A 20,949-nucleotide genomic window follows, 5' to 3' on the forward strand; every position below is an offset into this window, starting at 1 on the left:
GAATTTTGGAGTATGACTCAATTACCGATTTTGATCCCTACTTCCCTACATTGTTACAAAAATTGTAGGGTACTATGGGCTATACCTTGCGTCCACCGTTCGACATGTTCATAAAATGTAACGAAATATAGGAGAGTGGTGGAGACGAAGGGAATCGAACCCCCGACCCTCTGCGTGCAAAGCAGATGCTCTACCCCTGAGCTACATCCCCAAACCATAACCTTTAACGAACAGGTAGTTTATATACCTTTTTATACGTAAGGTCAACAACCTTATTGCAAAATTTTATCTCAAGTTAAATTTTTGCTCTACCCCAAGGTAATGCTTTACCATCAGAACCAACTACTAAATCTCCTGAGACATCGTATTCTGCTGCCAAAAAGGAAGATTTGCCGGATATAAATTTTACTGGTTTAATTTTTTGTCCATTATAAAAATACTCCTTAGCCTGCTCTCTAGAGGTTGGGTTATTTTTAGACGCTGTTTTAGCTTTTGACATATTATGCAATTACCTCAAATATTTTTCTATATATATAATCTAATGACAAAATATCTCACCTTTAATATTTGTCAAGGAAAAGAAGGGTTTAAAATGGCATTTTTAGCCCAGGTGGTAAACCAATATTACCAAAAGCATTATGCATAGAATTTTGTGAATCCTCATCAACTTTGCTTTTTGCATCACTGAAAGCTGCAACAATTAAATCTTCCAGCAACTCTTTCTCGGTCTCTTTAAGCAAAGAGGCATCAATAGAGACCTTACGAACCTCTCCTCGACCACTAACGGTAATATTTACCAACCCACCACCAGCTTTCCCAAAATATTCAGTACTTGCCATTTGCTCTTGCATTTCCTGCATTTTTTTCTGCATTGACTGAGCTTGTTTTAAAAACTGATTAAAATTTACCATGTTACATCTCTTTAATTCTTTAATAGGATATCCGAAATCGTGACATTTGGAAAGTGTTTTGTTAAAATTTCCCAATCTTTACTTAATTTTACTTTATTCATCAATTGTTCTTTAAGAGTGATTATTTGGGATTGCTTGGTAATGATAACATTCCAGTTTTTACCTGACCAAGCAAATAACAAGCTAGCAATTTGCTCTCTTATTTTATTATTCAGATCATTTCCAGCGATTTCCATAGTCTGAAGTGCAAAAGATTTTAATTCCACTTGGTTTAGCAATCTGTAATAAATTTCCATTTCATTATGCAAATGTAAAAACTCCAGAAAATCAGTCACAAGAGAAGCGGTAATTGGATGATTTTGAGTTGATTGTTGTAATACTGATTGCTCTAATTGCACCCCTTCATTATGTATATCCACTAATTCCTCTAATGATGGCAACATTTGTGAGTAGATGGATTTTATCACCAACATTTCAGCTTCTATTAACTGATTATGGGAAGTTTTCATTTCTATAATCCCTTTACTATATATTTGCCAGATAATAGACAATTGAGAAAGGGTAACTTTTGTTAAAATAGCTATAACCTGATCATTAAAAGGTAAATATATAGGATTTTGATAATCAGGTAATATCTTTGCCTTATTAAGATAGGCACTAAAATCAGCAACTAAGCCTACAAAAATTTCTAAATTTGCTGAAGAGATATAAAGTTGGTTTACTAAATCAATCGACTTAGCCGCATCTTTTTGAATAATATACTCAAAGAATTTGATGATACTAGCTGTATCAACTAAACCAAGTATTTGATAAACGATTTCAGGGGTAATAACCTCCCCTGCCCCCAAACTTGTTGCTTGATCTAGTACTGAGACTGCATCTCTAGCCGACCCATCAGATCTAGATGCAATTATTTTAAGAGCCTCTATTTCAATTTTTAACTGTTCTTTTTTGGCAATTTCTTGAATTAATTGGAAAATATCATCAAATGTTAATCTTCTTAAATCATAGCGTTGACATCTAGAAATTACGGTCAATGGAATTTTTTGTGGTTCGGTAGTAGCAAATATGAATATGACATGGGCTGGTGGTTCTTCAAGAATTTTAAGTAACGCATTAAATGCCCCTTTAGATAGCATATGAACTTCATCAATTATAAAGATACTATACCTACCAATTAGCGGCTTATAATCACTGCTTTCTATTATTTTACGAATATCATCAACACTTGTCTTACTGGCAGCATCCATTTCAATTATATCAGGATGATTATTTTTGTTAAAACTATTACAATTCTGACAATTCTCACAAGGCTCAATATACTCACCTTTAACTATTGGACTGGTACAATTAATAGTTTTAGCAACAATACGTGCTGCCGTAGTTTTACCAACTCCTCTAATACCAGTAAGAAGATAACCTTGAGATATACGATCTTTTTGAATAGTATAATTTAGAATCTTTGTTAAAACTTCTTGCCCATATAGCTCAGAGAAATTAGTAGGACGATATTTTCTAGCGAAAGTAATATACTGATCTGTTGTTTTGGTCACGGTACCCCAAGTTTGTTTCTTACTAATTTTCTTGTCCTATTGAGTTTTATAGTCAATTGATGAGAAATTGGAGACATTGTTGCTCAATGCTCGCCTATTACTTATAGGCGTCGCTCCATCGTTCCTGCTATCTACTTCTCCTGAATTGGCTATAACATTAGTGCTGCTAAAACGAGCTAGTTTTTGAGGGTAGCGAGCTTAGCGGGCTGTAGATTTAGGGGTAACTTCTAACGAAGTTCTCCACAATTCCACAGCCACAACTACAGCAATCTAAATTTTAAAAATATTTGAAACACCCAATTATTGTATTTTCAGCAATTCATTAATTTTACTAATAGACATACCTGTCATCTTAGCAATTGACCCCACGGAATTGCCATTCTTTAACAACAACTTTACCAATTCAGCTTTACCCTCAACTTTACCTATATAGATACCTCTAGCTTCACCTCTAGCTTCGCCTTCTTCGATATATTTTTGTGCAATAGTTCTCATAATAACACCTTGTTCTTCTTCTGATAAATATTTGGTTAGTACTTCCTCCAATTCTGATTGCTTTTCCTCAGGAAGCTTAGCGTCAGTGTACCATAAAAGCGATTTTATGTAAATATAGCCTTTTTCCTTATCTACTAATATCTCTAATTTAAATCTCTGCAGAAATTCTTCCCAAAGCTTTATAATATCTCGTTGATGAATATGCTTGAGCATATATTCTAACATCCCAATATGCTTCTTCTTCATTATTTCATCATCAGACATGCTTTGTAAATCGACCAATTGATAATCTTCTGTCATCACTTTCTTGGCTATAACTGCATCGGTAAATAAACTCCATAAATTCCTAGGAGCAGTATAAACTTCTTTACCATTATAAATCACTAAATTATATACTAATGGTAATTTCTTTCTTCCTTTTTTATGCCTTTCACACAATAATAATGTGTATTTCCATAATCGTAGAGCTATCCAATAATCAACGCCCGACTGAGCCTCAATCAACACATACACAAAAGCCTTACCCTGATTCTTGGTCGCAACTCCATACACTATATCACTATATTTTTTGTTTAACGATTCCTCTATGTAACTTTCTTTTTCTACTGTTATTTTTGATAAATCTACTAAACTCTTAAAATCATTAGGCAAATAATATTCCAAAAACTCTTGAGCTGCCACAGGATCAGCCATTATTGTTTTGACTAATGAATCATGCTTTAACTTTTTTGTCATTTGACTAACTTAACTGATTAATTTGTCATTTAGCCAAACTTGTGCCGTTCTTCCTTTAATATTTTGTATACTAAGTTATGGCAAAATCTGTTATATCTATAATATAGCAGATATTTTTGCTCCACTAATAGCTGTTTTCATTATTTTTGCGATATTGCTTATTTTATTATTCCATAACTAGTGCATTAGCAAGAACAGGTAGTGGTGTGGCAACCCACATTTATTGGTTAATTAATGATTTAAAGTGAGATAAACCATCTTCTTCGTATCTAGATAATAAATTATGTAAACCATCAGGTAAAAAGTTAAGATTTATCAGTTCATTAAATTTTATCCAATGGAATTTTAAGTGCTCTTCCTTTAATTTAACTTCTCTATTTATAGATAAATCTTTTGAAATAACTTTAAAAATTATGCAATGCTCATGCACAGCTTTGCCATTATAATCCCATATATTTTCTATCATGCCAACAAAGTTGCCTAATTCAAAATTAATTAGCCCAATTTCTTCTCTTAGTTCTCTTGATAATGCGGTATGAATTGGCTCTTGATACTTTATGTGACCACCAGGCAAAAATAGATTTTTCCATTGTCAGCAACTAACACAGAATCTTCATCTCTTATATAAGCCCGTGCAATAGCATGAATTTTGTTTATTTTCATAATAGACCTCTTGCATAACCTAATCTAATTGGTAATTTTGTTGTCAAAACTCGTCTCCGTTCCTCACGTACATCTTAGTACGCTGCGGTACTCGACTTCGTTTTTTCTAAAAATTCCTCAATTATCTTTAGGTTATGCAAGAGGTCTAATATATATATGCTAGTAATGACCCACCAGAGACTATTTTGGCTGCTTCCTTTCGAACCTGACCAACTGAACAGAGCCAATGCCCACTACTAGCATGTGATAAAATAGTGCTTTTTTCATCTATAGGCAAGCTATTTAACTAGCTAAATTATATTTTTTTTCTATATCGCTTTTGTTCAGTCTCTTTGGTGCTCCAAATATGTCTGGATGTTTGAGCTTGAACAAATCATCATCAAAATTCTGTACTTTTGCAATATGATTAAATTTTATGGTAATAACATTGTCATCCTCAAGTATTTTTAACATTTTCATCTGTTTAGTCTCTTTGTCAAAGGTAATTTGACTACGTCGCTCTGATAAAGTATGATAAATAGTAATTTCAAACATATTATCTCGATCTATCGTCGACTCAATTTTAAAATATTTATCAAAATCTATGCTGTCTTCTAACAAAAAATTAAATACGTTCTCCTCTGCCTTAATGCGACTTACATGTTTCATATCATAGTCATATACCGACACATAGTTAGCATTACCAATAACCACCAAAGGAAATGGTAGATAATAATTACAGCGAAATTTTTTCGCAGGTTTATTAATTAACAGCTTCCCTTCAGTCTGATTTCCCGCCGAATCTTCTTGGGTAAAATCCACAGCAATAGATTTTATTTCCCGTAAATATATTTTGAGCTGGTCAATAGCCTGTTGTTTTCGTTCCTCGATAGCCTTTAACATTTTAACAACCGAATAGATTTCAAGACTTCCAGCATGAGCTGCATGGGTTATAGTTAGAAGAAAATAAACAACAATAATACCTTTACAAAACCAGTTAGTCATTTATACCTACATAAAGTTACATTTGTTTTGTATACTACATGAAGATATTATTATTTCAATTTATTTTCCGCAGCTGGTTCAACACATCTTCAGCATGTTTAGCCACTTGCACTTTTGACCAAATGTGAGCTATCGTACCTTTTTTGTCTATTAAAAAGGTAGTTCTCTCGACCCCCATATATTTTTTACCAAACATCGATTTTTCTACCCAAACTCCATATTTTTCACAAGTATCAGAGTTAGAATCTGACGCAAGATCAAAATCCAAACAATATTTTTTCTTGAATTTATCATGAGAATCTAAACTGTCCTTTGATACACCAACAATTACGGTATTCATTTTTTTAAATTCTGGCTTTAGCCTATTAAAATCACCTGCTTCAATAGTACAGCCTGGTGTATCATCTTTCGGATAAAAATATAATACAACAAACTTACCTGATAAATCTGATAAATTGATTTTACTATCTTCGCCTATTGGCATAGTAAAATTTGGTGCAATATCGCCTACTTTTAATATCATAACCACTCCTTTTTTGTACTTTTTTGCGTCTCATAGTCCAGTTTACACTCTAATTTTTTTTAGGCAAATGATAAATTACAAAAATCACTATTAATGAAATTGCCAAGGCAAACCAAGTAATGGCATATTCTAAATGATCATTTCTGACATTCAGCAAATTTTTAATCGATAGAGCTTTAAGAACATCAGAGTGATTACCTTTACCTTCCATAATTAAATAAAAATTCTCTAATGTTAAACCAAGAATATCAGATGCTTGAGTTAAGTCTAAAGTAAACCAAACATTATTTTTAACATCATTATCTAAGACAAACAGCTTGGTTTTCTCCCCAGGGAGAATCACACCAGTAATTTCCGTCGAATCATCTGTTATATTATCAATATCTTTCTTATACCTCGCAGCAAACCACCCTAGGGCAACTAAGATTATCTTGTTATCATCAGTTTGAAAAGGTCTGACTAAATAATAACCATCTTTTTCCGTGGCCATTGATTTACGTCCATAAAGATGCAAATTCTTACCAACCAAAAAATGCCCCTTCATTTTTACTTTAGCATATAATTTATCTACACTAAGTGTTTTTATATCAAGAGGAGAATTATTAAGGTTATTTTTTATTGAACTTAAAAATAGTTCTTTTTCCTGTAATCTAGCAATTTGCCAAAACCCCAGTGATAAGAGGATGACAAATGCTAATATAGTAAGCAATAAAGGTAGTAACTGTACTTGACACTTACCGATTTTTAAAGTCTTGGACATCATAATTCCTATTAAACTGAGGTCGATTACTGGAAAGTTGATACTCATGTACAACCAAATAATCTCATAGAATTCCCATTCTATCAATTATATATTGTACGGAACTTTTATGTCAGAGGCATGGATAGGAAAATCTTTGGTATTTCTAGTTATTAACAAACCATTGCAATATTTAGCTGTTGCCCATATTATTGCATCAGGTAGTTTGATTTTATGCTCTTTTCTAATAGAGATGGCAATTTCAGCTATTTCTTTATTTAAGTCAATTATGGTAAAATTATCTAAGAACTCTCTGGTGGTTTCGTCGTTATCCTCTGACGCTCCAACTAATATTTCCATTTTAGTTATTATACTAATTTGACAATCTTTATATTGCTCAAGTTCTTTACTAGCCACTGTATGTCCTAACAAATAATCTATCAATATATTAGTATCAAATAATACTTTCATTCACCCCACTCACCACGTAATTTTTGTTGATATAATAAGCCATCCAATTTTTGATCTTTCCATATACCAAATGCTGATTTATAGCCTTTTTTACTTTTAGTATAATTGGTTATGTAGTCAGCCAAAGCTTGTCTTATAATTTCTGCCCTCGACACTTTTTTTTCTTTGATAGTTGATTCAAAATTTTTACTTGCATGTCAGGTATATCAATAATAGTTCTCATACTATGCTACTATATTAGTTATCATTATCTGATATATAATAATGTACTTTATTAATTTTTTCAAGACTGCTGTTATTCGGGCAACAATTATAAATTCAAAAATATTAGTTTTAAAACAAAATAACATTTTAAAGTCTTGGACATCATAATTTCTTCGTTATAGTCAATTCAGGGGAATTTGGTGACGTCGTCACTCGTCGCTCGCCTATTACTTATACTTGATAATCAAGTTTTTTTGCAGATTTGAATAAAATATAGGACAATGGTTATCATCTTTGCTTCAGTGAGGTATCTAAAAATGCCCTGAGGTATTATAGATTCCGCACCGAAGCGGGAATGACAGATTCTGCTTTTAAAGATAGATGTTGTAACTCGGATATATTCAAATTTCCTTCAAACAACCTACTATTTATAAGCTCTGCAAAAAACTTGATTATCAAGTAATAAACAGCACGATGGATGCTTTTCGGCACTAATTCAGGTTAATTGACTATACCAGCACCAATCCACCATTAACATGGATAGTTTGACCAGTGATATAAGAAGCTTTGTCACTTGCTAAAAAAGCTACTACATTTGCAACGTCTTCGGGGTTTCCCAAAGTTTTTAGAGGAATTTTTTGCATTATCGCTTCTTTTTGAGTTTCATTTAATTTATCGGTCATATTTGATTTAATAAAACCAGGAGCAACTGCATTAACTGTGATCCCTCTACTTGCCACCTCAAGGGCTAGAGACTTTGTCATACCTATCATCCCAGCTTTGGAAGCACAATAATTTGCTTGCCCTGGATTACCAGAAACTGCAACCACAGAGGCTATATTAATTATTCTACCATAACGAGTTTTCATCATTTTTTTTATCGCTTCACGATTTAGAATAAAACTAGCTTTTAAGTTTATATTTATAACTTGCTCAAATATCTCATCGGACATTCTTATTGCTAGCATATCGTTAGTAATTCCAGCATTACAAACTAAAATATCTATTTGTTCAAGATTAGCTACCAAGTTATTACATTCCTCGCTATTGGCTAAATTGCATGGTGCTATCGTATAATTATTTTTTAAGTTATTACCCAATTCTTGTAGTTTTTCTTGGTTACTACCACTAATTATTACATGGCTACCAAGAGAGTGTAATAGCTTAGCAATGCTACCACCAATTGCTCCAGATGCTCCAGTAATTAGAGATTTTTTATCAGTTAAGTTTATCATTTTAGCTCCAATTTGTAGTTATTTAAGTATATTAGTTAACCAGAATAGCACTTAGCAGATATTTGTTATTCATCCTCTTCCATAATTACTGTTTCACTATCAAAGCTAATATTATGAGAAGATTTTTGACGAATTAGCTGTTCTATTTCACAGCAGATAGTAGGGTGTTCTTTCAGGTAATGTTTAACATTTTCTCTACCTTGTCCTATACGAATGTCTTTATAGGAAAACCAAGAACCAGACTTTTCTATTATTTCCAATTTAACACCAAGGTCTATTATCTCGCTTTCTTTAGAAATACCACTACCATACATTATATCAAATTCTGCAGTTTTGAATGGTGGTGAGACTTTATTCTTAACAACCTTGACCTTAGTTTGACTACCTACTACTTCATCTTTATCCTTGATTGATGAGATTCTTCTGATATCTAGCCTTACTGAGGCATAAAATTTTAAAGCATTGCCACCTGTGGTAGTTTCTGGACTGCCAAACATGACGCCTATTTTCATTCTAATTTGATTAATGAAAATAATTACACAATTAGTTCTGGAAATTGATGCGGTGAGTTTCCTAAGTGCTTGGCTCATTAATCTAGCTTGTAACCCCATATGGGAGTCACCCATTTCTCCTTCAATTTCTGCTTTAGGCACAAGGGCAGCAACACTATCAACAACGACCATATCAATAGCTCCAGAGCGTACTAGAGTATCAGTTATTTCAAGAGCCTGTTCACCAGTATCTGGTTGAGAAATAATAAGCTCGTCAATATTTACTCCCAATTTTTTGGCATATGCTGGGTCTAAAGCATGTTCTGCGTCAATAAAAGCACAAGTGCCACCTTTCTTCTGTGCTTCAGCAATTACATGTAAAGTTAAGGTAGTTTTTCCCGAACTCTCTGGTCCAAAAATTTCAATAATCCTTCCCTTAGGGAGACCGCCTATACCAAGTGCTAGGTCAAGTCCTAGCGATCCTGTTGGTATTGCCTCAACGTCTACAGCTCGACGTTGCCCAAGTTTCATAACCGAACCTTTGCCATAACTTTTTTCAATTTGGCTAAGTGCAGCAAGTAGTGCTTTTTCTTTGTCTATAACATTCATTTTTAGAATCTGCTAAATAAAATCAAGTTAAATTTATAAAGTAACATACGAGAGAAATCCAGTAAAATATAGTCAATTGATGAAAAATTGGGGATGTTGTTACTCGTCGCTCCTAGCCCTAAATTCTCCTAAATTAACTATAGTATCACGACGATTTATAAATCGCAACTGAAAATAGAAATATAAGTTAAGTTGCCATTTCCACCCACTATTGTCATTCCGCGTAGGCGGGAATCTCTAGATGCCTGCCTTATATGGAATTAGCTGATGAAATAGTAGAAATATTGCACATAGTTAGCCCGCAGGCTCAATCCTCAAGAACGAGCAAGAAGTATTACAAATCAGGCAACAACGTAAGATGATGCAAATGCAACAGTTACAACAGCAACAGATACAAGGGCAATGATCAAATGAAACTATCAATTAACTCATCATCCCCGTCACCTTTATTAAAAAAAGAGCAATTAAAATCAATTTATTGCAAGCTTTTTAGTGGAGAAGATGGTAAAATAATATTAGAGGATTTAGCTCAAATGAGCGGCATACATCGTAGCAATTTCGTTCGGCAGGAAAGTGAGTACACTGCCTTTCTTGAAGGACATCGAGCATTGTTCCTATATATATGCTCACAGGCTTCAGAAGATGATGGAGTTAATAACATAGAAGGGAGTAGTTGATATGCAAAAATATTTAGACCCAACAAATGATAGTCTATTTAAGAAAATCTTTAGTGATCTAGAGAGGCTAAAAGAATTTCTTAACAGTGTTCTTGATTTACATGGAAAATACTTAATTAAGAAAATCAAATTTATTCCATCAGAGCAATTACCTAAAATTAATAAAGGTAAGAGGAGTGCATTTGATTTGAAAGTTGAAGATGAATCAGGCAACCAGTACATTATTGAGATGCAGAAAAAAAATGAAACTGATTATTTAAAAAGAGTACAATATTATTCTGCTCATTCATATGTACAACAACTTAAACAAGGAATGACCCACAATAATTTGTTACCAATATTAGTGGTTTCATTAATAAAAAACAAAATATTTGGTAAAGCTGGTAAAGACATACCTTATATAAGTTCTCATAAAATTATTGAGACAACTACCAATACACAACATTTTTTTGATATATCGTATGTTTTTATAGAGCTTGGAAAATTTAATAAGACCGAATTATTAACTGTAGCCGATGAGTGGTTACACCTATTCAAACACGCGACAGAAGAGGATAGTCCACCTAAGGGAATTAAGAGTAGTAAGGTATTAGAGGCTTACCAAGTTATCGATATGTATGGACTAACGCCAGAAGAATATGACTTATATATAAGGTGTAAATTGCAGGAAGATGCAGAAGACATTGCTTTAGCAGAAAGTTTCCAGGAAGGCGAAGCTATAGGGGAAGCTAGAGGGGAAGCTAGAGGGGAAGAAAGAAAAGCTATAATTGTAGCAAAAGAAATGTTAATTGATAATGAACCAATAGAAAAAATAGTTAAATATACAAAACTAACCCTTGAAGAAATAGAGAAGTTAAAAGAAGAATAACCTATGAGTAAAGAAGTAATTGCTAATAACTATGAAGCTAACAATACTTCCTCTGGTAATGACTGGCTAGTTAACATGCCTGAGGAAATACGTAAATCTGAGTCACTGGGTAAATTCAAGGATGTATCAAGTGATGCAGGCAGCCTTGTCTAAGTTTGGTAGTAAAGAATTGGCTGAATTAATTGAAGGTTCCAATTACTCACCAGCTTTAATTGATTTATGGAGACCGTAAGGTCAACGAAGCAATCCATTTCTAATCACTTTCCTGGATTGCTTCGTCGGTCTGGCAACCTCCTCGCAATGACATCTTATACTTTAACCTTTTTTCCGTGAACACTCACATTCAATCTACAACTGTAGTACTAGTAAGTACCACAAAACTTTCAGCATGTCTAACAGCCAATATATACTTTGACTATCATAGCTTGAATTGGGAAGAAAATCATGAGTAAGGTGAGTTACTAATGGAGTACTAAAGTTTTAAGAACACAACCCAATAACTGGGATAGTAGCATTGCAAAAATGCAATTTTCACCCTATGTTCCTCGCTAATAGACGTTGATCCTATACGATTTTTATTAGTCCTTATATTTTAACTCTACAGAATAAGGAGCAACCTTTGAAAATACTTTACCAATTATTGGTATTTTAGTGATAATGGTACTAGCAAAAAAGAAAGAAGGTATTACATTACCTTTAAGCTTTATTTGGTGTTTATTAGTATCAATTGTACCTTTCATGGTAAAATCAAAAAATGGTCCAGTAGCTGATGTCTTAGCAATACTTACGGTATTACCTATATAACTAAAGCTACCTGTCATATTATTAAACAAGATATCCTTATTATTTAATATAAAACTCATAAAACCTGGAAACGAAACAAATGATACCATTCTAGTTAGAAAAGACATATCAGTAATAACAAAACGTTTTATGTCAAATGTCCCATCTAAGATTGGTATTATTTCGCCCTTCTTAACCTCATGTCTTTTTGTATCAAGTGTTAGATTTATAATACCAGACTTCATGTTATTATACATGCCAATACCTCTAAATAGAGCTCCAGCATTATCACAGGTAACTATCCATTGTTCCATATCTTTTTTTTCTGTAAGTAGCATTTTAAAAGATCTAGTGCCAATTTTTGAATTTAAAGAACCAGAAAAGCATTTTATTTTATCACAATCAATTTGTAAATTAAGCTTATCAAGCATTATATTATTTTTTAACCTTACTCTATCTATATCAACTCTTAGATGAATATTTTGTGGTTCTCCTTCTTTTTCTAAAAATTGCATCATATTAGACCCAGACAGATCTAGTCGTTTCCCCTGAATTTCGGCATTTAAGCTATCTTTACCTACAAGTAATTTTCCTACTAGATCAGTTGTACCATAAGCAATAATCGGTAAAGTAACATCATACTTAGTATCTTGCACTTTAGCCTTACCAACTATTTTTAAGTTATTTGCTCCTGAAAGGTCAAAATTAATATCACCTTTTAGACCATCATATAACTTACCAGTTAACACAAGTTTAGCTTCATCAGAAAGCTTTTTATGTATAGATATTTTATCAATATAAAATTCCAAATTTTTGAGATTAGCATTAGCTTTAATGAAGCCGGTATTAGATTGACCTCTGTTATTTCGTTGCTCTTTATATTCAAAATCTAGGATACTACTACCTGAAATTAACTTGAATATACCAAATTTCTGGTTATTACCGACAATAGTAGTTTTTACTTTTAATAGATGCTGATAATCATCATGGTTATTATTATCAATATTATATTGATAGGTAAAATTACTGTCATAGTCATTAATTTTACCTGTACCTATTAAGTTTAGCTTATCACCATTAAATGTTCCGGTTATTTTTGCATTCTTTAGTATGATATTGTCACTAAATGCTTTAGCGTTTACTCCAGTTATTATCGTAGAGATGTCATAGGTATTTTTTATAACTGGACTAATCGGTATTATTATACCAATTTTTGAATTAGCGGTACCAGTAATTTTTCTAAGGTCAATTCCTTGTTTTTTTACTTGGTTATAATCCTCATTTGACATAAAATCAATTAGGTCGATACCCGGTCCCTTAGCTATGGCACTGATGACAAAATTAGATTTATCCATCCCTTGCCAATCAAAGGTTATTACTCCATTGGAAATAAGGCTGTTACCGCTATATGCACGATTTAGTATAAACTTAACCGAGGCTCCAGATATAGTAATATCTGTATCAATTTTTCTTAAAGATGGAAAATCTGCATCGTATTTATATTCAAGGTCTACGACATGCAGCTTGGCTTTTACTAGAGCAATATTAGACCTCTTGCAAAACTCTACTTCTGCTGGTAATTTGGACGTCGATGCGGTACTCGAATCCTCACGTACACTAGAGTACGCTGCGGTTCTGCGTTCCGCGTCTCCTTCAAATTCCTCAGCATAAGCGAGTTTTGCAAGAGGTCTATTGTTTTCTAAAGAATTTTTATCAAAATTAACATCAAATTCTCCATTTCTGATATACCCATCTTTAATATATTCCTGTAAAAATAAAATTACTTGATTATCAGGGATAATTTTCTCAGCAATCTGATAAATCATTATAGGAATATTTTCAACATTACCATTAGCTTGAATTATGCTACCATCCAAGATACTATTGAATGATAGATATGCTTGATCACCAAATGTTAATTTGCAATTGATTAACTTCTTTGAAGTTGTAGAAATTTTACTTTCATAAGAACAAAGCCCTTCCCCCTTCGGTAATTTCTTACCATAACTATCGAGCAAAGTAATATTTTTTATAGGACTTAGGTTTAACTGTGTTTCAATCTTATTTTCAAAAAAATCTACAATATACTTAGCAGATATTTTAGTATCTATTATAGGTTGATTATCTTTAGAAATTAAGGAAAAACTATCTATATCAACAATACTAACAAGCAATGGTTTGTTTCTTATATCATCAATAAAAAAACTGATTTTGAAATCGTTAATCTCACTTTGGGTGTTATGTGCTAAATCCATAAATATTTTATCGATTGACAAAATGTTATTTCTTATTTGTAAATTACCAATTCGTATTTTGGTATTTTTTTTATCGAGGTAAAATTCTATTGCCTTCTTAATAGGCTTATCTAAATACCCTTTACTCCCGCTTAATATTAATAAACTTAAAGTTACTACAACTATACAAACTATTACGCTTAGGCTGATGAAAAATCTTTTAATGAGCATCATTTTATTATTTAGTATTTGGTCAATTAATGTATACTTTTACCCAAACGTCATAATGAGCATCATTTTATTATTTAGTATTTGGTCAATTAATGTATACTTTTACCCAAACGTCATTGCGAGGAGCCGCCTTGCGGCAACGAAGCAATCCATATGACAAACTTCATGGATTGCCACGCTCACATACGTTCGCTCGCAATGACATCGGGTTAGGAGGCAACATCCTAAATATAGCATTATAGCATAACAAAGTTGTTGCACTAAGTATATAAGGATAATTAATGAATATTAAACTTCATGTTATAGGTACTGGTTACGTTGGGCTAGTATCTGGCGTAATGATGAGTTACCTAGGACACGACGTTACTTGTTTAGATAGTGATATTTCTAAGATCGACCAATTAAAAAAAAATATTTTACCAATTTATGAACCAAAACTAGCTGAATATTTACCGCCATTAGTAAAATCTGGTAAGTTACGATTTACAGCTAGCTATTCGGCTGAATTACAAAATTCACAAGCGGTATTTATTACGGTAGGAACACCGTCTCTACCTTCAGGAAAAGCTGATTTACAATATATATTTACTGCTATCGATAATTTATGCCCATGGATTAAAGATGATTGTTTGATTATTATAAAATCGACTGTACCTCCAACAACATGTAACCAAATTATTGATTATTTAAATAACAAGAATTTTAAATTTTCCGTTGCTTCAAATCCTGAATTTCTTAGAGAAGGTACTGCTATAGAGGATTTTTTAAACCCTGATAGAATATTAATTGGCACCAATAATAAACAGGCAGAAGATTTACTAAAAGAGATATATCGACCTTTGATTACCAAGAATATACCTATGGTAAGTACTGATTTGGTTACTGCAGAACTTACTAAATATGTCTCAAACGCTTTCTTAGCGACCAAAATTGCTTTTATTAATGAGATGGCAAATTTATGCGAGAAAATGGGAGCAAATACTAAAGACCTGTCTTGTGGGGTTGGACTAGATAAGAGAATAGGTAAAGAATTTTTAAATGTTGGACCCGGATTTGGTGGCTCATGTTTTCCTAAGGATATGTTAGCACTTGGACAAATAGCTAAACATTATCAATGTAATTTTCAAATAGTTAATTCTGTTATAAATAGTAATTATCAGAGACAATATGATATGGTAGATAAAATTCATGATATCATAGGCAACGATTTACATAATAGAGTTATTAGTGTATTGGGTCTGACTTTTAAGGCTGGTACGGATGATGTTAGAGAGAGTCCAGCTATTAAGATCGTCAAAATCTTAGTTGATAAAGGAGCAAATATTAGAGTCTTCGATCCGGTAGGTATGAATAATGCTAAAAAAGAAGTAAAAAATGTATTTTTTGCTGATTCAGCACTTAGTGCATGCAAAAATAGTGATATAATTATAGTGGCTACCGAATGGTCGGAGTTTAAAGATTTAGATTGGTCGCTTATTCGCCATCAAGTTAAATCTCCTATAATTCTTGATCTCAGGCATATTCTTGATGGAGATATGATAAAGGCTCTTGGATTTAAATATTATCTTATTGGTATAAAAGATGCAGTTTGATTTCATTCACTTAAGAGTACAAAGCTCATATTCATTTCTTGAGAGTGCTTTAACAATTGATCGTATAGTGGAATTAGCTAAATTGCATAAAATACCAGCAATTTGTTTAGCCGATAGGGGGAATTTATTTGGCTCGTTAGAATTTGCTCTAGCTAGCTGTAAAGCAGGAATACAACCTATAAATGCGGCAATTGTAAATATTGCTTTTACCGAGAATAGTTTTTGTGAAATTATGCTTATTGCCAAGGATGAAATTGGTTACAAGAATCTGCTAAAGGCGGTTAGTGATAGTTTTACTAAAAATGATCGTAAAATTTGCAATCATATTACTTTTGATGATTTAGTTAAGTACCAGGAAGGGCTGATTATTTTATCCGGTTATACTGATGGTATAATTGGTAAAAGTCTTATTGCTAAGGATAAGGAATTAGCCATTTTTTGGGCAACTAAGCTACAAAGCATTTTTGCTGATCGTTTCTATTTTGAGATTATGCGACATAATCTAGCAGTAGAACAATCTATAGAAGAAAGTTATATAAAAATAGCCAGTAATCTTGGTATTCCACTAGTTGCTACCAATAAAGTATTGTTTAGTGATGTTAATATGCATGATGCCCATGACGTATTATTATGTATATCTACTGGGGTTAGTAAAGAAGTGGAGGATCGTAAAAAGGTAAGTAACGAATGTTATTTTAAATCACCAAAAGAAATGCTAGAACTTTTTAGTGATTTACCTAATGCTGTACAGAATACGGTACATTTAGCCCAAAGATGCTATTTTATGGCACATGCTAATCCACCAATGTTACCAAATTTCTCTAGTCTAAATATTAATGAAGTAGACATAATTAAAAAAGAATCGACAGCCGGATTACTATTAAGACTTGCTACAAAATTTAAACGAGAAAATATTGCCATAGATGAGCAGGAAGATGTTAAACAGCAATATTTAACTCGTCTTAATTATGAACTAGATATTATTTGTCGAATGGATTTTTCTGGCTATTTCCTGATAGTTTCTGATTTTATAAAATGGAGCAAGCAACAAGGTATTATGGTAGGTCCTGGTAGAGGTTCTGGGGTAGGATCAGTAGTTGCGTGGAGTCTTTTAATCACTGATCTTGATCCTCTTAAGTTCGGTCTATTATTTGAGCGTTTTCTTAACCCAGAACGTATATCAATGCCAGATTTTGATATTGACTTTTGTCAAGAGCGACGAGGGGAAGTTATAAATTACGTATGTTCTAAATATGGGGATAACAAAGTTGGACAAATCATCACTTTTGGTAAGATGCAAGCAAAAGCTGTGATCAAAGATGTCTCACGAGTTCTTGGTTTACCTTATAAATATGCTGAATATTTAACTGATCTTGTACCATTTAATGCTGTTTCTCCTGTTACACTAAATCAGGCTATTAAGGAAATAAAGGAGTTAAGCATAGCAGCACGTGGTGAAGGTTTGTATAATTTAGATGGTCAAGAGGAGCTGATCAAACAAGTTCTGGACACATCTTTAGTACTTGAGGGGCTTAATAGACATGCTTCTACTCATGCAGCAGGAATTGTGATAGCTGGCAAAGATTTAGTAGAAATATTACCGGTTTATAAAGACCTAAACTCGGAAATGTTGGTAGTGCAATATTCGATGAAATATGCTGAGATTGCTGGTTTAATTAAATTTGATTTTTTAGGACTGCAAACTCTAACTGTCATTACTAAATGTTTAGAACTGCTAAAAGAGCAGAACATAAATATTGATTTTACTAATATGCTATTTGATGATCAAAAAACTTATGAAATGCTATGTAGTGGTCGAACTATTGGGGTATTCCAATTTGAAAGCAACGGAATGCAGGATAGTTTAAGGCGTCTTAAACCTGACTCCATTCAAGATATAATAGCGTTAGGAGCGTTATACCGTCCTGGTCCGATGGAGAACATCCCAACTTATATTGCTTGTAAACATGGTTTGCAACAACCGGATTACCTGCATAAGATGCTTAAACCAATTCTAGAAGAAACTTATGGAGTTATTATCTATCAAGAACAGGTCTTAGAAATTGCCAAAGAAATGGCAGGCTATAGTTTAGGTGGAGCAGATATACTTCGTAAAGCTATGGGAAAAAAAATAAAATCCGAAATGGCAGAACAAGAAGAAAGTTTTGTGAAAGGGGCAATAGCCAAAGGTATCTCACGTCAGCAAGCCCAATCCATTTTTGCAACGGTAGCTAAATTTGCTAGCTATGGTTTTAATAAAGCCCACGCATCAGCTTATGGAGTAATATCTTATCAAACAGCCTATCTGAAAGCTAATTTCCCAGCTGAATTCTTGGTAGTGTGCTTAAATCTTGAACTAAATAACCATGATAAAATCAATCTATTCATTCAAGAAGCCAAAAATAATAACATTGCTATTATCCCTCCTAATATCAATCTTTCCTCTGGTTATTTTAGTACTATAGCTACATCACAAGAAGCTGAAGAGTATGTCGAAAATCCTAAATCGATAATTTATGCCCTAGCTGCTATTAAAAGTGTTACGGTTGATTTTGGTAGAATATTAGTAGAAGAACGAGTTAAAAATGGTAAATTTAAAAATATTATAGATGTTATTGAAAGGCTACCGCTTAAATCAATTAATCGAAAATTATTAGAAAATCTTATTAAAGCTGGATGTTTTGATACACTACATTCTAATCGTAATCAGTTATTATTAAGTATCTCTAAACTTCTAGCTTATGCTTCTTCCTATCATGCCGAAAAAATTTCTGATCAATTTAGTCTGATTAAGGTAAGTTCCATAAATCAGCAAATTTTAATTGACGCAGAACCACTGGATAATAATACTGCATCTTGCTATGAATTTGAGGTATTAGGGCTGTTTATTACATTACATCCATTATCAAAACATCAAGATTTGCTATCCCGGCTTAATATTTCGACTTCAATTAATCTACAAAATGACTTTCTAGATGGTTCAAGTCAGATAAAGATAGCTGGTGTAATACAAAAAAAGGATTCACGTATGTCATCTCGTGGCAGGTTTGTCATTTTACAACTATCTGATCAATTTGGCATTTTTGAACTGACTATTTATAATGAAGAAATATTAAAGAATTTCGTTCATTTACTCGATGTTCAAAGTTTAGTGGTAGTGAGTTGTGATTTGTTTAAAGACGCTGGAGGAATAAGACTAATTGCTAAAAGTTTCGCAACTATTGATGATATAATAAATGAAGAACGATTAGAGATAAAACTGTACCCACAAAATCATTCTGAATTATGTCAAATAGTCGATTTGCTGAAAAAGCGTATTAACCCTGAACGTAATAATATCAGAATAATTTTATTGCTTAAGGTTAGTATAGATAATAACTTTACAGCTAAAATATGTTTACCAGAGATTTTGTCTCTAGAAACTGAAGATTTTGAATTTCTCAATCAATTTACGTCATGTTCTGCAAATTAATTTAAGGATATCTTTGCCAAACAGTATGATTCCATTGCCAAAACTCTACCGCCCCTTATCTTTATTAGAGTGTTTTGTGTTATAAGGGGTGGTATCGGGTTTAATAGTGTTGCTTACAGATATATCGTCTTTCTTTAGAACTTTTATTAGACGGTGATATAGTTTAGAACCCACTGTTTCTGTGCTATGAAACTTGCTTAATATTTTCTCTAATGCAGTCTTACTATTTTGCAATCCATCAGTTTTATTAGCTTTATCAATAGCTTGAATCGTCTCAACCCCATTTTGCATAAAAGCTTCTTTTTGTTCTTCAGGCGATTTAACAAATGATTCAATATATTTCCTAAGTCCTGCCCCTAACTTATTGATAGTTACAATATGTTCTGGATGGATAGTATGCTTTAGATCATTTGGAGAAGATTGTAATTCCGAATATATTTTGTTTGTACCAGCCTCTATAGTGGCAATGGTTTCAATTTGTTCAGTTGCTTCCTGCAAAGAATTATGTGGTAATTCATCTATTAACACATTCATTTTTTTAGCTTGCTGACCGAATTTATCTAAGTGAGGTTGTCCTTGATCATATTCAGCAGCATATCCTTTAGCAAGTTCGCCATGAGCATTGAGAGTGGTACCAATATTGCCTTTAAACTCACCAAAATTTTGTCCAATATCTTTTTCAGTTGGTGACAGTACATTTGTGGTATCATCATCCAAAGATACCTGTATTACTGTTTCTTGTTCTATGCCCATCTTTTTTACAGCTTTGGCAAGTTCAGAACCATATCGCGAATCAAAGCTAAAATTGAGCAGACTTTTTAAGCGATTTACTTCCTCTACAAATCCTTCCTTTGATTCACCAACAATATCAGCTATATCTGATTTAAATTTTTCTAATGGCATAAAAATATCTTTAATTAATGTTATTTATAGTCAATTCAGGAGAATTTGGGGCTAGGAGCGATGCCTATAAGTAATAGGCGAGCGACGAGTGACAACGCCCCCAACTTCTCATCAATTGACTACAGCTTGAGTAATTGATTGCTTCGACCATTACATGGTCTCGCAATGACACCTGAGGTTTGTGTAATCCTCGCAATGACAGGAATGCAATTCAAGCGTCATTGCGAGAAGGCGTAAGCCTCCTAAGCAATCCAAAAACAATAGATTGCACGACCTACTTACATGATACCGCAATGACTCTTATGTAGGGTACTATATATTTTTACCTAAAACTAAATCTTTTGTTACTATTGGTTTTAATGGTACATTGATGCTGATTACAAAATATCATTATTACTTCAAATTCTTTTAAAAATTCTCTACTAACAGTAATCTTATTGCCTTTACATTGGTTGTTACCTAGCAGATTAATATATATATCGACATTTTTACATATTTCTATGGTGGTCTCCTTTGTCTAGACAAAAATTTAGCAATTTAGAGATATAATTCCCATGAAATTATTATTGTCACTAT

At 32.8% G+C, this 20,949-nt stretch carries 19 protein-coding genes, 1 tRNA gene and 1 other RNA gene; 5 read left to right on the forward strand and 16 right to left on the reverse strand.

Annotated features, from left to right (window positions below):
- Positions 1 to 136: 136 nt before the first annotated feature.
- From RiCNE_RS01895 to recA, 14 genes are all read right to left on the reverse strand, one after another.
- A tRNA-Ala gene (locus RiCNE_RS01895) sits at positions 137 to 211 on the reverse strand.
- An 84-nt stretch (positions 212 to 295) separates the two neighbouring features.
- Positions 296 to 499 carry a hypothetical protein gene (locus tag RiCNE_RS01900; RefSeq protein WP_094648942.1) on the reverse strand — a complete coding sequence of 68 codons (204 nt, stop codon included), beginning with the start codon at positions 497 to 499 and terminating at the stop codon, positions 296 to 298.
- 88 nt (positions 500 to 587) lie between these two features.
- On the reverse strand, positions 588 to 911 hold the full coding sequence (locus RiCNE_RS01905; RefSeq protein ID WP_094648943.1) for a YbaB/EbfC family nucleoid-associated protein: 324 nt from the start codon (positions 909 to 911) through the stop codon (positions 588 to 590).
- Positions 912 to 922: 11 nt separating this feature from the next.
- Positions 923 to 2,464, reverse strand: a complete 1,542-nt coding sequence (dnaX, locus tag RiCNE_RS01910; RefSeq protein WP_094648944.1) for a DNA polymerase III subunit gamma/tau — start codon at positions 2,462 to 2,464, stop codon at positions 923 to 925.
- 300 nt (positions 2,465 to 2,764) lie between these two features.
- Positions 2,765 to 3,694: an Rpn family recombination-promoting nuclease/putative transposase gene (locus RiCNE_RS01915; protein ID WP_094648945.1), complete on the reverse strand. Its 930-nt coding sequence runs from the start codon at positions 3,692 to 3,694 to the stop codon at positions 2,765 to 2,767.
- A 220-nt stretch (positions 3,695 to 3,914) separates the two neighbouring features.
- A complete protein-coding gene (locus RiCNE_RS01920) occupies positions 3,915 to 4,268 on the reverse strand; it encodes an NUDIX domain-containing protein (protein WP_094648946.1) in 354 nt (117 codons plus the stop codon).
- 240 nt (positions 4,269 to 4,508) lie between these two features.
- Positions 4,509 to 4,602: signal recognition particle sRNA small type (ffs, locus tag RiCNE_RS01925), an RNA gene on the reverse strand.
- 37 nt (positions 4,603 to 4,639) lie between these two features.
- A complete protein-coding gene (locus RiCNE_RS01930; protein ID WP_094648958.1) occupies positions 4,640 to 5,239 on the reverse strand; it encodes an outer-membrane lipoprotein carrier protein LolA in 600 nt (199 codons plus the stop codon).
- Between the two features lie 157 nt (positions 5,240 to 5,396).
- The gene (gene bcp, locus RiCNE_RS01935) at positions 5,397 to 5,864 is read right to left on the reverse strand and encodes a thioredoxin-dependent thiol peroxidase (RefSeq protein ID WP_094648947.1); all 468 of its coding nucleotides are present in this window, start codon (positions 5,862 to 5,864) and stop codon (positions 5,397 to 5,399) included.
- 49 nt (positions 5,865 to 5,913) lie between these two features.
- Complete coding sequence (locus RiCNE_RS01940; protein ID WP_410525738.1) at positions 5,914 to 6,627, reverse strand: SURF1 family protein; 714 nt, start codon at positions 6,625 to 6,627, stop codon at positions 5,914 to 5,916.
- A gap of 84 nt (positions 6,628 to 6,711) precedes the next feature.
- A complete protein-coding gene (locus RiCNE_RS01945) occupies positions 6,712 to 7,074 on the reverse strand; it encodes a type II toxin-antitoxin system VapC family toxin (protein ID WP_094648949.1) in 363 nt (120 codons plus the stop codon).
- The gene (locus tag RiCNE_RS01950; protein WP_239832578.1) at positions 7,071 to 7,229 is read right to left on the reverse strand and encodes a hypothetical protein; all 159 of its coding nucleotides are present in this window, start codon (positions 7,227 to 7,229) and stop codon (positions 7,071 to 7,073) included. Before RiCNE_RS01950 ends, RiCNE_RS01945 begins: the two co-directional genes overlap by 4 nt.
- Before the next feature lie 558 nt (positions 7,230 to 7,787).
- On the reverse strand, positions 7,788 to 8,513 hold the full coding sequence (gene fabG, locus RiCNE_RS01955; RefSeq protein WP_094648950.1) for a 3-oxoacyl-ACP reductase FabG: 726 nt from the start codon (positions 8,511 to 8,513) through the stop codon (positions 7,788 to 7,790).
- 65 nt (positions 8,514 to 8,578) lie between these two features.
- The gene (gene recA / locus RiCNE_RS01960) at positions 8,579 to 9,613 is read right to left on the reverse strand and encodes a recombinase RecA (protein WP_094648951.1); all 1,035 of its coding nucleotides are present in this window, start codon (positions 9,611 to 9,613) and stop codon (positions 8,579 to 8,581) included.
- Positions 9,614 to 10,023: 410 nt separating this feature from the next.
- Between recA and RiCNE_RS01965 the strand changes: the two genes are divergently transcribed.
- The 3 genes from RiCNE_RS01965 to RiCNE_RS07415 are packed head-to-tail and all read left to right on the forward strand — an operon-like array spanning position 10,024 to position 11,311.
- On the forward strand, positions 10,024 to 10,290 hold the full coding sequence (locus RiCNE_RS01965; protein ID WP_094648952.1) for a Bbp19 family protein: 267 nt from the start codon (positions 10,024 to 10,026) through the stop codon (positions 10,288 to 10,290).
- Position 10,291: 1 nt separating this feature from the next.
- On the forward strand, positions 10,292 to 11,158 hold the full coding sequence (locus tag RiCNE_RS01970; RefSeq protein ID WP_094648953.1) for an Rpn family recombination-promoting nuclease/putative transposase: 867 nt from the start codon (positions 10,292 to 10,294) through the stop codon (positions 11,156 to 11,158).
- Between the two features lie 3 nt (positions 11,159 to 11,161).
- Complete coding sequence (locus RiCNE_RS07415) at positions 11,162 to 11,311, forward strand: hypothetical protein (protein WP_157905647.1); 150 nt, start codon at positions 11,162 to 11,164, stop codon at positions 11,309 to 11,311.
- Between the two features lie 425 nt (positions 11,312 to 11,736).
- Here RiCNE_RS07415 and RiCNE_RS01975 read toward each other — a convergent pair whose 3' ends face one another.
- Entirely contained in the window at positions 11,737 to 14,409 is a 2,673-nt protein-coding gene (locus RiCNE_RS01975; protein ID WP_094648954.1) for a palindromic element RPE1 domain-containing protein, read from the reverse strand.
- Between the two features lie 284 nt (positions 14,410 to 14,693).
- Between RiCNE_RS01975 and RiCNE_RS01980 the strand changes: the two genes are divergently transcribed.
- Both RiCNE_RS01980 and dnaE read left to right on the forward strand, forming a co-directional pair.
- Entirely contained in the window at positions 14,694 to 15,998 is a 1,305-nt protein-coding gene (locus RiCNE_RS01980; protein WP_410525739.1) for a UDP-glucose dehydrogenase family protein, read from the forward strand.
- Positions 15,988 to 19,470 (forward strand): DNA polymerase III subunit alpha, encoded by a 3,483-nt coding sequence (gene dnaE, locus RiCNE_RS01985; RefSeq protein WP_094648956.1) that lies wholly within the window; start codon positions 15,988 to 15,990, stop codon positions 19,468 to 19,470. The genes RiCNE_RS01980 and dnaE overlap by 11 nt, the downstream gene beginning before the upstream one ends.
- A 45-nt stretch (positions 19,471 to 19,515) precedes the next feature.
- Here dnaE and RiCNE_RS01990 read toward each other — a convergent pair whose 3' ends face one another.
- On the reverse strand, positions 19,516 to 20,373 hold the full coding sequence (locus RiCNE_RS01990; protein ID WP_094648957.1) for a hypothetical protein: 858 nt from the start codon (positions 20,371 to 20,373) through the stop codon (positions 19,516 to 19,518).
- Positions 20,374 to 20,949: the final 576 nt, after the last annotated feature.

Source organism: Rickettsia endosymbiont of Culicoides newsteadi (genome assembly GCF_002259525.1).
Classification (GTDB): Bacteria; Pseudomonadota; Alphaproteobacteria; order Rickettsiales; family Rickettsiaceae; genus Tisiphia.

What these genes read in the sequence shown, in the direction of transcription:
- RiCNE_RS01900 (WP_094648942.1), bottom strand. Translation starts at nt 499, where the DNA reads ATGTCAAAAGCTAAAACAGCGTCTAAAAATAACCCAACCTCTAGAGAG.
- RiCNE_RS01905 (WP_094648943.1), bottom strand. Translation starts at nt 911, where the DNA reads ATGGTAAATTTTAATCAGTTTTTAAAACAAGCTCAGTCAATGCAGAAA.
- RiCNE_RS01915 (WP_094648945.1), bottom strand. Translation starts at nt 3,694, where the DNA reads ATGACAAAAAAGTTAAAGCATGATTCATTAGTCAAAACAATAATGGCT.
- RiCNE_RS01930 (WP_094648958.1), bottom strand. Translation starts at nt 5,239, where the DNA reads ATGTTAAAGGCTATCGAGGAACGAAAACAACAGGCTATTGACCAGCTC.
- bcp (WP_094648947.1), bottom strand. Translation starts at nt 5,864, where the DNA reads ATGATATTAAAAGTAGGCGATATTGCACCAAATTTTACTATGCCAATA.
- RiCNE_RS01940 (WP_410525738.1), bottom strand. Translation starts at nt 6,627, where the DNA reads ATGATGTCCAAGACTTTAAAAATCGGTAAGTGTCAAGTACAGTTACTA.
- RiCNE_RS01945 (WP_094648949.1), bottom strand. Translation starts at nt 7,074, where the DNA reads ATGAAAGTATTATTTGATACTAATATATTGATAGATTATTTGTTAGGA.
- fabG (WP_094648950.1), bottom strand. Translation starts at nt 8,513, where the DNA reads ATGATAAACTTAACTGATAAAAAATCTCTAATTACTGGAGCATCTGGA.
- recA (WP_094648951.1), bottom strand. Translation starts at nt 9,613, where the DNA reads ATGAATGTTATAGACAAAGAAAAAGCACTACTTGCTGCACTTAGCCAA.
- RiCNE_RS01965 (WP_094648952.1), top strand. Translation starts at nt 10,024, where the DNA reads ATGAAACTATCAATTAACTCATCATCCCCGTCACCTTTATTAAAAAAA.
- RiCNE_RS01970 (WP_094648953.1), top strand. Translation starts at nt 10,292, where the DNA reads ATGCAAAAATATTTAGACCCAACAAATGATAGTCTATTTAAGAAAATC.
- RiCNE_RS07415 (WP_157905647.1), top strand. Translation starts at nt 11,162, where the DNA reads ATGAGTAAAGAAGTAATTGCTAATAACTATGAAGCTAACAATACTTCC.
- RiCNE_RS01975 (WP_094648954.1), bottom strand. Translation starts at nt 14,409, where the DNA reads ATGATGCTCATTAAAAGATTTTTCATCAGCCTAAGCGTAATAGTTTGT.
- dnaE (WP_094648956.1), top strand. Translation starts at nt 15,988, where the DNA reads ATGCAGTTTGATTTCATTCACTTAAGAGTACAAAGCTCATATTCATTT.
- RiCNE_RS01990 (WP_094648957.1), bottom strand. Translation starts at nt 20,373, where the DNA reads ATGCCATTAGAAAAATTTAAATCAGATATAGCTGATATTGTTGGTGAA.